Origin of the sequence: Sulfurimonas sp., assembly GCF_026991475.1 — a bacterium.
In the GTDB taxonomy this organism is placed as follows: Bacteria; Campylobacterota; Campylobacteria; order Campylobacterales; family Sulfurimonadaceae; genus Sulfurimonas.
In genome coordinates this window covers 1-12,176 of sequence record NZ_JALXBK010000103.1, presented here as the reverse complement: position 1 = coordinate 12,176, position 12,176 = coordinate 1, and the positions used below count along the sequence as shown (strand labels likewise).

Annotated in this window: 12 protein-coding genes and 1 pseudogene; all 13 read right to left on the bottom strand. The window is 34.6% G+C overall.

Features of this window, described 5'->3' with window-relative positions; translation table 11 throughout:
- Window positions 1–74 precede the first annotated feature (74 nt).
- Window positions 75–632: a PDDEXK family nuclease gene (locus tag MV589_RS08730; RefSeq protein ID WP_297433955.1), complete on the bottom strand. Its 558-nt coding sequence runs from the start codon at window positions 630–632 to the stop codon at window positions 75–77.
- Window positions 613–744, bottom strand: coding sequence for a hypothetical protein (locus tag MV589_RS08725; RefSeq protein ID WP_297433953.1), 132 nt, complete (start codon window positions 742–744; stop codon window positions 613–615). The genes MV589_RS08730 and MV589_RS08725 overlap by 20 nt, the downstream gene beginning before the upstream one ends.
- Window positions 725–1,753, bottom strand: a complete 1,029-nt coding sequence (locus MV589_RS08720; RefSeq protein WP_297433951.1) for a hypothetical protein — start codon at window positions 1,751–1,753, stop codon at window positions 725–727. Before MV589_RS08720 ends, MV589_RS08725 begins: the two co-directional genes overlap by 20 nt.
- Before the next feature lies 1 nt (window position 1,754).
- Window positions 1,755–2,369, bottom strand: coding sequence for a hypothetical protein (locus MV589_RS08715; protein WP_297433949.1), 615 nt, complete (start codon window positions 2,367–2,369; stop codon window positions 1,755–1,757).
- A gap of 266 nt (window positions 2,370–2,635) precedes the next feature.
- Window positions 2,636–3,559, bottom strand: coding sequence for a D-2-hydroxyacid dehydrogenase (locus tag MV589_RS08710; protein WP_297433946.1), 924 nt, complete (start codon window positions 3,557–3,559; stop codon window positions 2,636–2,638).
- Window position 3,560: 1 nt separating this feature from the next.
- Complete coding sequence (gene purT, locus MV589_RS08705) at window positions 3,561–4,724, bottom strand: formate-dependent phosphoribosylglycinamide formyltransferase (RefSeq protein WP_297433944.1); 1,164 nt, start codon at window positions 4,722–4,724, stop codon at window positions 3,561–3,563.
- Between the two features lie 52 nt (window positions 4,725–4,776).
- Window positions 4,777–6,519, bottom strand: a complete 1,743-nt coding sequence (locus MV589_RS08700; protein ID WP_297433942.1) for a flagellar hook-basal body complex protein — start codon at window positions 6,517–6,519, stop codon at window positions 4,777–4,779.
- Window positions 6,520–6,581: 62 nt separating this feature from the next.
- A complete protein-coding gene (locus MV589_RS08695) occupies window positions 6,582–7,835 on the bottom strand; it encodes a flagellar hook protein FlgE (RefSeq protein ID WP_297433940.1) in 1,254 nt (417 codons plus the stop codon).
- A gap of 31 nt (window positions 7,836–7,866) precedes the next feature.
- Window positions 7,867–8,529 (bottom strand): FlgD immunoglobulin-like domain containing protein, encoded by a 663-nt coding sequence (locus MV589_RS08690; RefSeq protein ID WP_297433938.1) that lies wholly within the window; start codon window positions 8,527–8,529, stop codon window positions 7,867–7,869.
- A 9-nt stretch (window positions 8,530–8,538) separates the two neighbouring features.
- Complete coding sequence (gene fliK, locus MV589_RS08685; RefSeq protein WP_297433937.1) at window positions 8,539–9,981, bottom strand: flagellar hook-length control protein FliK; 1,443 nt, start codon at window positions 9,979–9,981, stop codon at window positions 8,539–8,541.
- A gap of 330 nt (window positions 9,982–10,311) precedes the next feature.
- The gene (locus MV589_RS08680; RefSeq protein WP_297433935.1) at window positions 10,312–10,734 is read right to left on the bottom strand and encodes a hypothetical protein; all 423 of its coding nucleotides are present in this window, start codon (window positions 10,732–10,734) and stop codon (window positions 10,312–10,314) included.
- A 46-nt stretch (window positions 10,735–10,780) separates the two neighbouring features.
- Entirely contained in the window at window positions 10,781–11,758 is a 978-nt protein-coding gene (locus MV589_RS08675; protein WP_297433933.1) for an argininosuccinate synthase domain-containing protein, read from the bottom strand.
- Between the two features lie 11 nt (window positions 11,759–11,769).
- Window positions 11,770–12,176 (bottom strand): annotated as a pseudogene (locus MV589_RS08670) (DNA primase); the annotation flags it as partial.

Sequence of the window (12,176 nt, the reverse complement as noted above, 5' to 3'; positions counted from 1 at the left end):
ATGACTACAATAATTATAGACCTCACTCAATTTTAGGTAAGTTAAGCCCCATTGAATATTTAGATAAGTACAATTTAGAGATGAATTGTTCCGTTTAAACTAGTATGGTTTAAGGGGAGGCTTACAATATCTAAATCTCTTTCATTTAGCCACATAACAGAAGTTGTAAGTTCTTTTGAAAAATCACTTGACACTAAGATTATTCTCACATCAGACGCAAAGTTTTCTATATTATCGCCAACAAAACTTGATAGTTCATCTTCTGCGTTTAATTCGCTCTCAATCGTTTGAAGATACTTACTAAATATCTCAACTGCTCTGATAAATGTTAAAGTTGAAACCATTGAAGCATATCTTATGGCTTGTAAATCCATATGCTCACCCGTTTCAGTGCGTTTGAGTTCTATTACTACTATATTTCCCTCTTTATCAACACCAAGTAAATCTATTCTTCTCTTGCTATCACTCCACTCTGAAAACTCTTCAGAGATTATAAGTATATCGGGAGCTATAACATCTATCTGTTTTTTGAGGGCATTTTGAATATGCTGTCTCTCTAAGATACCTTCATTTGAAAATTGTGTCTGCTCAACTTTTTCAAAACTATCGTTGTTAAATTTGAAGATTGCCATTATTGTATCTATCTCTCTTAAATGCTTTACTTTTGAAGGCATAATCATTTTGAATAATAACATTGTTTTTTAATGGTTCAACTTTCCATCCGTCATGAACATTCCTTATCATTATTACTCTTTTCTATTACAATAGTAGCAGACTCTATTTTAACTGTTCGAGTTGCACTTATATAATGCCCTCTGAAATTTATAACATCTCGGCTATGTTCTTGTATTTTTCGATATAGTTCTTCACTCTCAACATAACAAATTCTCAGTTGTCCCTCATCCTTAAAACCATCAAAAGAATGAAGTTTAAATTTTCGCTCTTGTTTATCATTTATTTCAAAAGCATCAAGCCAATCCTTTTGTGTTTTTTTATAATCAAAGCTTTTACTTGTTTGTATGGTTTCTACTGCCTGTTTTATCTGCAAAAGTTGTTGCTTGTTTAAGGATATTTTATCATTTTCCCCTTTACCAACTTTCAATGTTAATATCTCTAAATGTCTCATAGAAGCTATATCTATAAAGCTCATAAGAAATGAGTAGTAATGCCCTTTTTTAAAAAACTTTTCAGCATCAATTCTCATGTTTTTTAACTCATTAAGTATATGTAAAATACTCTCTTTTATTGAGCTATTTGTTTGTGTGTCAGAAAGGACAAGACTATAACTGCCAGATTTTTCTCTCTCTACTGGTTCATAATCTTCATTATTGGCAGCCTTAAAAAGATAATTTGCTGCTGTTGTAATCTTCATTTTGTTCGTTGCTGTAATAACTTCTATACCTAAATCTTGCCCATCTATACTAAATTCCAATACATCTATGAAGTTGTCTTGCGATTCTAATTTGCAATCAAAACCATCTTCTAAAAGAGCTTCATAAATCTCTTGGGGAGTATGAAACTCTTTATGTTCTTCTTCATATACTGCTTTTTCATACACATAATCACCATGTGTAATTTTTTCAGTATCTACTTGTTTAACAGAAGTATAACCATTTGATAAAAGTTCGTTTATCATGGTCTCATAATCAAGTTCATCTTTTTGAACTCTAAAATATTTTCCATCTTCAGAAATTAAACACTGAAAATCTATCTCACTTTCATGCATAATGGTTAAGGCATATACTTTTTTCATTTTAAAGCTCCATAATCATCTTGATATGGTTGATGTCTTTTCTCATTAACCAATCTGTGAAGTTCTCTGTTTCATCATCTCCATAAAGCAGTTTTGCTTCCACCTCTTGAATACTTTTATAGCGTTTTGTAATACTATGCACTTCTTTTAGATAGTCGTTTAAATTTTTAAGAATTTTCAACTCATCTCTTTTTTGCATATATTTAAAACCCAATCTATGCCAAACGACAAGACCACTATTTGTAGCTGTTAGCACTATTCTTCTAAAATTATTTTTTTTATAAAATCTTTTTTGTCTTTGCATCATTTGAGATAAAAATTTATTGCCTCTTAAACTTTTTTTAAGAGTAATATTGTGAATAATAACAACTTTCTGTCTGCTTTGCGTATAGCAATATTCATTCATAATGCAGCAATGTTCTAATAAACTTGGTATTCCATTAGCACTTAAACCTAACAAAACTTCTTTGCCATTGTGCGATAATCGAGGAGAATACTCATCTACACTGCTTGGGCAACGGCTATCAATGCAATGTTCTTTTCTTATGTGTGGTTTTACTTTTTCAATAGTCTCTCCGAGTTTATCAAAAGTGTAAAGTTTTTTAATCTCATCCACAGTTATTAAATCATTACAGTCTTCTATTCTATACCCCTTTTCATATAATATTATAATTATACCACTGTAAACTAAGCTTCAACTTATCATCTATTAGCTCAATAAACTCATTCATAAGTAAGCCTTGAAACATTCCTTGTATCAATTTCATCTTCTAAGCCAAAATATCTAACAACGATGTCAGCTTTTGATTTATACTCTTGAATTGTTTTTGTAATATCATTGATATTTCAACAACATCACACAAGTTCATTATTAATAAGTTCCTACAAAGTCGTCTGAATATTTTCACACACAGAGGCGATAAGTCTCTCTCTCGCCTCTACACTTGTCCAAGCGATATGTGGTGTCATGTAGAGTCTATTCTTATTTTTTACTGCTAAGAGTGGACTCTCAAGAGGAAGAGGCTCTTTTTCAAAGACATCAAGTCCAAAAGAGATATTTTTTTCATCTACAAGTTTAGCAACTGCCTCTTCATTGACAATGCCACCTCGTCCTAGATTGAGTACGACGGCTCCCTCTTTGCAACTTGATAACGCATCATAATCTAAAAGATTAGCTGTTTGTTCATTCAGAGGTGCGTGAATGGTGATAATGTCGGACTCTTTTAACAATCTCTCAAGTGAAATAGATGGGTATGACTCCTCTCTCTTTATACCACTTGTGGAGAAGTAACTTACCTCTGCACCAAAAGAAGTGACTACTTTTGCGACCTCACGCCCTATTGTTCCAAGTCCTATAATACCCCATTTTTTCCCTTTTATCTCAAAAAATGGATGGCTTACATCTGTAAAGATACCACTCTTTGAGTAGCGTTCACTCTTGACACTCTCATCATAATATCTTGAGTGACCAATAAGGTAAAAAAGAAGAGAAAATGTGTGTTGTACCACAGAATCTGTAGAGTATCCTGCAACATTTTTCACCATAACATTATGTGCTTTTGCTCCTTCTAAATCAACATTATTCATTCCAGTTGCTGCAACACAGATAAGTTTTAATGATGGTGTCTTTTCAATATGCTCTTGCGTTATAACAACTTTGTTTGTCACAATAACATCTGCATCTGTTATTCTCTCTTGTGTTTGCTCAGGGAGTGTTTTTTCAAAAATTTCTACCTCTCCAAACTGAGAAAAGCACTCTAAAGAGATATTGCCAAATGTGATGGCATCTAAAAGAACTATCTTCAACTTAGGCATCTTTTATTTTTTGAATAAGCTCTCTTGCTTTTTCTAAAGCTTTCTCTACTCTATCAAAGACAAGTGCTACTGCTAAACGACGTCCTTTGTGTGCTTCTGGTTTTCCAAATACACGCACGAAAGAGTTTGCACTAAAGAGGCTGTCATCTACATCTACCACAGGAGCAAAGCCCTCTGATTCACTTTTAAACGCAGCAGATGCCCCATCTCCATAAAATGTAAAGCCAAGAGGCAGACCAAGTACCGCACGAAGATGCAGTGCAAATTCACTCTGACTTTGCGTGATGAGTGTTACCATTCCTGTATCGTGTGGGCGCGGACTTACTTCTGAGAAGTAAACCTCATCGCCTTTTACAAAAAGCTCCACTCCAAAGATACCACGACCGCCAAGTCCGTCAGTAATCTTTTTCGCAATATCCTGTGCATTTTGTTTCGCTTTTTCGCTCATCTGCATCGGTTGCCATGAAAATACATAATCACCATCTTTTTGCTCATGACCTATTGGTTCACAAAAAACAGTCTCTTTACCATTACGCGCAGTAAGCATTGTTATCTCATAATCAAAATCAACAAACGCCTCAACAATGAGCTCACTCGCATCACCACGAGCCTCTTTTGCTATTTCCCAAGAGTTTGGCACATCTGCTTCACTTTTTACAATACTTTGTCCATGTCCGGACGAACTCATAACAGGTTTGATTACACACGGAAAACCAAGCTCTTTTGCAGCTTCAAGCATACCCTCCTGTGTTGTTACAAATTTATAAGGACCTGTTTTAAGTTCTAACTCCTCTGCCGCAAAAACACGAATGTTCTTTCTGTTCATCGTCTTGTTTACTGCTTCTGCGTTTGGAATGACATTAAAACCTTCAGCCTCAGCCTCAAAAAGTGCAGCGATGCTTATAGCTTCAACTTCTGGCAAAATATAGTCAGGTTTCTCTTGACGAATGATCTCTAAAAGAGCATCTTTATCTTGCATATTAACAACATGTGCACGGTGAGCCACTTGATGTGCAGGAGCGTTTTCATACTTATCTACTGCGATAGTTTCAAGTCCTAAACGCTGCGCTTCTATGATGACCTCTTTACCAAGTTCACCAGAGCCAAGTAACATTACTTTTTTTGAGTTTGATTTTAGTGGAGCAGAAAATTGCATGGGTATAACCTCTTCATTTTTAATGAAGAGATTATAGCAAAAGAGGGTTGAATTACTGTTTTAATCCGATGAGAGTTTGAAGAAGTTGGTCTGAAGTGGTAATAGTTTTACCATTTGCCTGAAAACCACGCTGGATGATGATGAGCTGTGTAAGTGCACGAGAGAGATCAACATTTGATGCTTCAAGTGCAGAAGACTGGATGAATCCACGCCCAGCAGTAGCCGCAGTACCAATGATAGGATCACCTGAATTGGCGGTTTGAATATAAACATTACCGCCCTCAGTTGAGAGTCCTTCATTATTTGTAAATTTTGCCATAGCAATTTGTGCTAAACCAAAAGAGCGCCCATTAGAAAATGAACCAATTAATGTACCAGATTGATCAATTCTAATACCAACTAAATCACCACCAGTATATCCATCTTGAGAGATTCCGGAAGTTGCTGAATCACTGTCAAAACTTGTCATACCATCAAATTTATTTGGCGTACCAAAGGAAAGTTTTACTGTTTGAAATGGTTTTGAACCATTGTTCGCTGTAAAAGAGATTGAACCCGGATTATATTGAGCAATAGAGCCATCATTATTAAAAGTAATATCTCCTACTTGTTGATTTTTAGGGGCAGTTGCACTAATTTCACTTGGATCTGGCACCGTTAATGTCATACTCCATTTATTTGCCGAGACTTTACGAAATGATGAACGTAATGTATGTTTTGTACCAAGCGAGTCAAATATATCAATCGAGCTAGAGTGTGTTGCTGCATTTATATCTTGAGAAAATGATATTGATCCTGTAGTATTTGGTAAAACTGCAGCCAAAGCACTCATAGTGGTCGTAAATCTTGGATTTTCAGTAACATTATTAGCAGCGTCAACATAACCTTTTATTTTAATGTCCAAATCACTACCACCCGCTGTAGAGTTATCGATTTTAATTTTTCCTTGGTCTGTTACTGTTACCTTTGCTGTTGAAGATGCAGCTGTAATGTGATCACGTATATCATCAGTCAAATCTTTTAAAGTTGTAAATTTATCATTACTGTTATCTGCTGGATCATATTGTAAATCATAATCAGTACCGTTGACTGTCAAAGTAATACCTTGATCTTTTTTTAAAGCAAAAGCATCTCCATTACTATTAAAAAGAACGCCTAAATCACCAGATGGAACAACATGGTCATTTGAATCAGTAACATTTCCATTATCATCTATTTTATATGCATGAGAAAAACTTTTGACATGTGGTCCTGAATTAAGATTTGCTTTTAAAACAACTTCATCAGTTGCATGTGCTGGTGTTGTAAGCCCTGGCGCAATATTAATGTTTTTAATTGGTGCAGTAGAATCTACCTTACCTGTATCTGTATCACGAAGCCAACCTTGGGCGATAAAACCATTATTGTCAACAAAGTTTCCACCCGCATCAAATTTAAAATCTCCATCACGTGTATATTTATATGTATTTCCTGCATCAGGAGAGATGATAAAAAAACCATCACCTTGAATGGCAACATCAGTATTTTTATCTGAATTTTGTATGGAACCTTGAGAGAAAATTCTTGTCATTGAAGAGACTGTAGAGCCAAGACCAACTTGTACAGGATTTTTACCACCAAGCTTCCCTTGTGGTGCAGTTGCTATTGACCTTGTTTGTGCCAAAAGATCTGAGAAATTTGCACGAGAGTATTTAAAACCTACTGTATTTACATTTGCAATATTATTTGCTTCTACATCCATCGCGATTTGATGAGATTGTAGTCCAGATACGCCAGAAAAAAGTGATTTTAACATAAGAAATCCTTTATTTTATTAAAGAATTTGTAGCACAAAGTGTTCCACTTTTGTAAAATTTTCTAAGCACCCATATTCAGTGCTTTTTGCATCATCTGGTCCGCTGTTGTAATTGATTTTGCATTTGCATCATATGAACGTTGCAAAATAATAAGCTCTGTCAAACCATACTCCATAGTGACATTTGAACCTTCTAGCTTAAAGTTTGTAATATCTGTACCTAAAATATTTTTTCCTTGTGCATCTTTAAAAAACATGGCCTGTCCACTATTTGATGATTCACTAAATCGTGTTCCGCTCTGACGATTTAAACCTTGCTCATTTGTGAAATGATAAACCGCAATCTTACCTACACTACTTTGACGCCCATTCGTAAAAGTTGCTACTACTTCCCCATTTCTATTGATGTCATAACCTTGAAGATCTCCACCTATTGTTCCATCTGCTACACTAGAAGAACTGGTCTCTACATTACCAATAGAAACAACCCCATTAAAACCTGTTCCTAAATCAATTTTTACAGTAGAGCCATTATTGTTTATTGTAGAGAGTGTGGAAGAGATAAGAGCTCCTCTCTCATCAAAAGCCACACTTCCTGTTTTTGTATCATAAACAGTTTTTCCATCAAGACTTTTTACAACAGCTTTCACATTCCATTGTGTACCAGGAGGATTTTGAATATCTTTTTTTGTAAATTCTAATCGTAAATCATTTTTATCACTATTTGCATCTATAACAGTAGCACCCATAGTTTGAACATTCGTTTCTGTACCAATATTTCCATCAAACTTTGCTATTGTTGAAGCTTCTGGAGGATATGCTAGTGATTTTGGAAAATTTAACTTCTCTTGTGCTGCAACACTACCAAGAGGTATCTCTGAAAGTGTTTTTGTTAAAACACCATCTTTAATATTTCCACCCATAGTACCAAGTACATGATAACCATCTGGCGTAACCAAGTCATCATTTTTATCAAAAGTAAAGTTTCCATCACGAGTGTAAAGAGGCTTTCCTTCTCCCTGTACACCAAACCAACCATTACCTAAAATAGCCATATCTGTACTTCTATCAGACAAAATCTCTGAACCAATACCTTCCATCATAGGCGTAGCGCTTAGCTGTGTTCCAATACCTACTGTACTATTGACACTTCCCTCTGTCGTATTAACCATAGTATCAAACAGTGAAGAGAATTCATAATCATTTCCTCTGTATCCCACGGTAGAAACATTTGCAAGATTATCTGAAACTATATCAATACCAGCAGAGTGAGTTTTAACCCCTGATATACCACTGTAAAAAGCTTGCGTCATCATGGTTACTTTCCTTTCATTTGCTTTACTTTTTTTAGTAAACTTCTTTTATATTTTTAAGAGGCACATAATTAGATCCTACTTTAAGTAGGGCAACACCCTTTTCAAATCGAACCGCTTCAATAGGATATGCACCAAGTCGAGTTTTAAGTTTATCACCATTAGTATCTGTATAAGTTGCGTTTACATGATACACAGCACTACTTGCCTCAGTTCCACTATTGTTAGAACCATCCCAATCAAACTTATATACACCTGCTTTATTTGTTCCAACATCCAATGTTTTAATGGTTTTTCCATTAGCATCCGTAATCACTACACTACCTTGTTGTACATCTTTTGGAAAATAGACCTCAAAAGTTGTAGGTTTTCCTTTATCGTGAGCAATCGCATCACTACCCAAATCAGCAGTTTTTCCAATAGCACTGATTGTAGAAAATTGTTGTGCATTTCCTAATGAAGCCGAAAGTTTTTCAAGTGCCACTTTCGTATTATCTGCAGATTCTAAACTTGCTAGTTGTGATGTTTGTGTTAAAATCTTTTCACTGTCCATTGGGTCAGTAGGATCTTGATATTGAAGTTGTACTAAAAGTAACTTCATAAAATCATCTTTACCCAAAACACCTTTTGGATTATTTGTTTTTCCTGCAGTTGCTGCTGATAAAGCTGCATTATTTCCTGTTGCATCAATAGCCATTTTTCATCCTTATACGTAGTGTGGCACTACAATTTCGAGCGAATTTAGAATCTCTTCGCTTTTCTCTTCATTCTCAAAATAGTTATACTCATTTTGAGCCTGCTCTCTTTGTTGTTGATGTTGTTGTTGCTGCGATTGAGAGTTATTACTAAAGTTTAATGAAGCATTATTTATACCACTATTATTCAATTGCACTTTCAAATCATTTGCATTCATAGCCAAAGTATTTATTGCTGCATTATTTGAACTTAAATTAATATGCAAATTTTTGCCACGCTGTACAATTGTTAGATCTACTTCACCTAGTTTTTGTGGGTTCAACTGAACTTTTACTCTTGTAAAAGGAGATTTGTAGTCCTCTATTGCCGTTTTTATATCATGAGAGAGATACTTTACCATCTGTTTGGCTTCATGTAGTTTCACTTCAAAACTATCTGCCTTTGAAGCATGCATCACTTCTGTTTTTGTATCTGTCTCTTCGCTTTTACTCTTTGGAGTTTTTAAGAGTGCTTCTAAATTCTTTGTAGGTACTCTTTTCAAACTTGGCGCTATCACTTTTACAGTTGCAACTGAAAAGTCAGCTGTAAGCGGCGTGACAGTAGTACTATTTTGTGATGATTTATCTCTATGTAGAAGCAGTTCTAAACTGTTTTGTACTTTTTCTTTTTTATGTATCGGCTCTTGCTTGAGTGTTTTGACATTTACAAGCTCTTGCGTTGATATTTCAGTTTTTTGCTGTGCCTTAAAAAGAGGAGTCTCCTGAAGTTTTTGTTTTTGTACTATCTTTTTAGGAGTTGGAGTTTTGAACTCTTTTGGAGATTCTTTTACATCACTAAACACAGTCAATGTTTTTGAGGATTTTGGTTTTACTACTATTTTATCCTCTTGCACTGTACTAAAAGCAACACTCTTCTTGACACTCTTTTGTTTAGATTCGGAAATATCTTCTCCTACTACAAACGCAGCCGATGTTTTTAAAGGCTTCAGTTTTGGCTCTTCTTTACTCTGTAGTGAATATTCCTGCACTTTTTCAAGCGTTATTTTCGATATATCAATACCAATTTTCTTAGCAACCTGAGTAAGTCCCTTTAAACTCTTTGGCAGAGAGGCTATTTCATGTTTTTTAAAAGCATCACTACTATATATTTGTGATTTTATATATTTCTTTGCTTGATAGACAAGTTGTTTTACTTCATCAGAACTCATAGAAGCCGTAAGTTGAGGATTTAGAGTCTCTTCTGGTTGATTTTTCAATAAAGATAAGAAATCACTTTTATTAGAAGTTTTTGAGGCTTTATCAGAAGGTTTTAGACTATCACCTTTTAGATGTATATCCTTGACTGCGTTTAGCAAAGAAGCAAAAGAGAGAAGTGGTTTCTCTTCTTTAACAGATAAGTTTAATGGTGAAGTTTTATCGCTGTTTTGCTGTTTTATATCCAACGCTATCATCATTTTCCCCTAAACTTTTTCTCTTTATATAAAAGTATTTTAGAAAACATAGCACGTATTGTTCCATTTTATTTAAGAATACCCTTAATATAATAATAATTTTTCCGATATTGTACCTATGAAGAAATTACTATTTTTACTCTTGCCAATGACACTGTTTTGTGAACATATATATGATACAAAACTTACAAAAGAAAACAGAGCGGCTATAAATAACTCAAAAATAAGATGTAGGTGGGTTTGCGATAAGAAAGTCTATAATGAGCAAAAGATTGCGGATGCAATCTCCTTCTATAAAAACTCAAAATATTATAAATTTACAAAAAAGGCTTTTTAATCATATTGTTTAGCAAATCTATCTAAACAGTGCAAATCTTTTTTATAAAAAGTACTTACGCTATCTTGCATAGCAGCAAAAAGCTCTTCTGCTGTTTCGCCATCAGCAGGATAAGAGAGCATAAAAAAGTCAAGATATTTTTCAAAAAATTCATCAAACATCTTTTTAACTATTTCTGCGCCATATTTATCTGTATAAGGGAGCACAAAAAAGTAATCACCCTCATGATTTACAATAGAATCTGATGTTCTTAAAATATCAAGTAATGAACTCTCAACAAGCTCACTTGAGATACCATCAAAACCACAATATAGCAGCGTAAAACTCTCTGCACGATTTTCATCTAAACGATCAGATATTCCAATATTAAGCTTCATTAACTGCTTAAAGTTGTCAAAAGAGAAGTGTATTCCTGCCATTATTTCACCTTATAAAATAAAATATTATACTAGTATAACAAAAAAATTATTGAATAGTATATGGTTTCATCACATCCCGTGAATCAAATGCACTCGCTGTAACTTCTTCGCCATCAAAGGCAACAATAAAACTCTCATCAGGCTTAGCTTTTGTATAGGCCAATATTGCTTTTGTAGCAAATTCCTTGTCCTCTTGTGTTGCATTTTTACTTAAAAGTCCATGAGGACCAGGAATACCTACTGTTTTTATGTGATAATACTTGTCATTGTCAATACTTTGAAGGTGTTCATTTTCCTCTTTGTTTCGACCTACAACAAATTTTGCTCCATCTTTAAGACGAAAGTGACGCCCATGCTTCATAACAGGAATATCTTTTACTTCAAAAGTATCATACTTTATAAAGTCAAACATCTTTTTGCCAAAGTTATCATCTGTCAAAAGGCATCCCCCACCTGGAGATTCAAAATCTTTAAGTCCTATCTCACGAGCAAGAGCGAGTTGTCTCTCTCGACTTCTACCTGTTATACCTTCAAGTTTTTCTCTATCCACCCAACCATTTATTTCTGCAAGAGTAGGAGCAAGTCTTTTTGCAGAAAGCGGACGCAAAAGTAGTCCATCACAATTACTCTCATTTAGAACAGTCTGTAAGGCATCTTTGTTTTGGCTCATTGGGCGTTGCCCCATTACCTCACCACTAATCAAAAATGAAGCACCCTCAGCATCCATAACCCGTTTTGCAACAGCAAACATCTTCGCATGACAATCTATACAAGGATTAAAATGTTTTCCATAACCATGTTTTGGATCAAAAAGAACATCTTGCAAATACTCGTTTTGGATATCAATGATTTTAAACTCTGCACCTACCTGATCACACATATTTTGCATATGTTCATATCTGTCTTTCGTACTTCCAAAACCTGTGTTTATATTTATAGCTACAACATCAATACCTTGATCTTTCATAAGTTTTATTGCAAGTACAGAGTCTAAACCTCCACTAAATAGGGCTATCGCTTTCATTTTTTTCCTTTTTAATTATCTAATGAGACAAGTTCACTGCGTTTAAGTTTCGCAATTTTACCACGAAATTTTCTAATATAGAATGCCTTCTCTTCAAAACTAATATTGCTTGTTATATTTACCTTTTTTAACTCTCTCTCATAATACTTCGTTAAAAATGTACACAACTCTGCGTTTAGAGACTCTTCATCTTTGAGTGAGACAATACTTTCATCAATCATTATTGCCATCAGGTCAGGGTCATCGAGCTTTGAAGCTAATGCTGCTGAGAATTCTCGTGAATGGAATTGCAATAGTGAAGGTTCAATTACATCTAAAATATGGTCAATAAACTCTGGCTTTTCTAAAATCGTCTTTATTAAAGAGAGTTCCCACATATCACGGTGCATATTTTTTTGCATTAAAGGAGCATTATGCG

Coding starts and splice junctions, on each gene's coding strand:
- MV589_RS08730 (WP_297433955.1), bottom strand. CDS start 632: ATGGCAATCTTCAAATTTAACAACGATAGTTTTGAAAAAGTTGAGCAG.
- MV589_RS08725 (WP_297433953.1), bottom strand. CDS start 744: ATGATAAGGAATGTTCATGACGGATGGAAAGTTGAACCATTAAAAAAC.
- MV589_RS08720 (WP_297433951.1), bottom strand. CDS start 1,753: ATGAAAAAAGTATATGCCTTAACCATTATGCATGAAAGTGAGATAGAT.
- purT (WP_297433944.1), bottom strand. CDS start 4,724: ATGCAATTTTCTGCTCCACTAAAATCAAACTCAAAAAAAGTAATGTTA.
- MV589_RS08700 (WP_297433942.1), bottom strand. CDS start 6,519: ATGTTAAAATCACTTTTTTCTGGCGTATCTGGACTACAATCTCATCAA.
- MV589_RS08695 (WP_297433940.1), bottom strand. CDS start 7,835: ATGATGACGCAAGCTTTTTACAGTGGTATATCAGGGGTTAAAACTCAC.
- MV589_RS08690 (WP_297433938.1), bottom strand. CDS start 8,529: ATGGCTATTGATGCAACAGGAAATAATGCAGCTTTATCAGCAGCAACT.
- fliK (WP_297433937.1), bottom strand. CDS start 9,981: ATGATGATAGCGTTGGATATAAAACAGCAAAACAGCGATAAAACTTCA.
- MV589_RS08680 (WP_297433935.1), bottom strand. CDS start 10,734: ATGGCAGGAATACACTTCTCTTTTGACAACTTTAAGCAGTTAATGAAG.
- MV589_RS08675 (WP_297433933.1), bottom strand. CDS start 11,758: ATGAAAGCGATAGCCCTATTTAGTGGAGGTTTAGACTCTGTACTTGCA.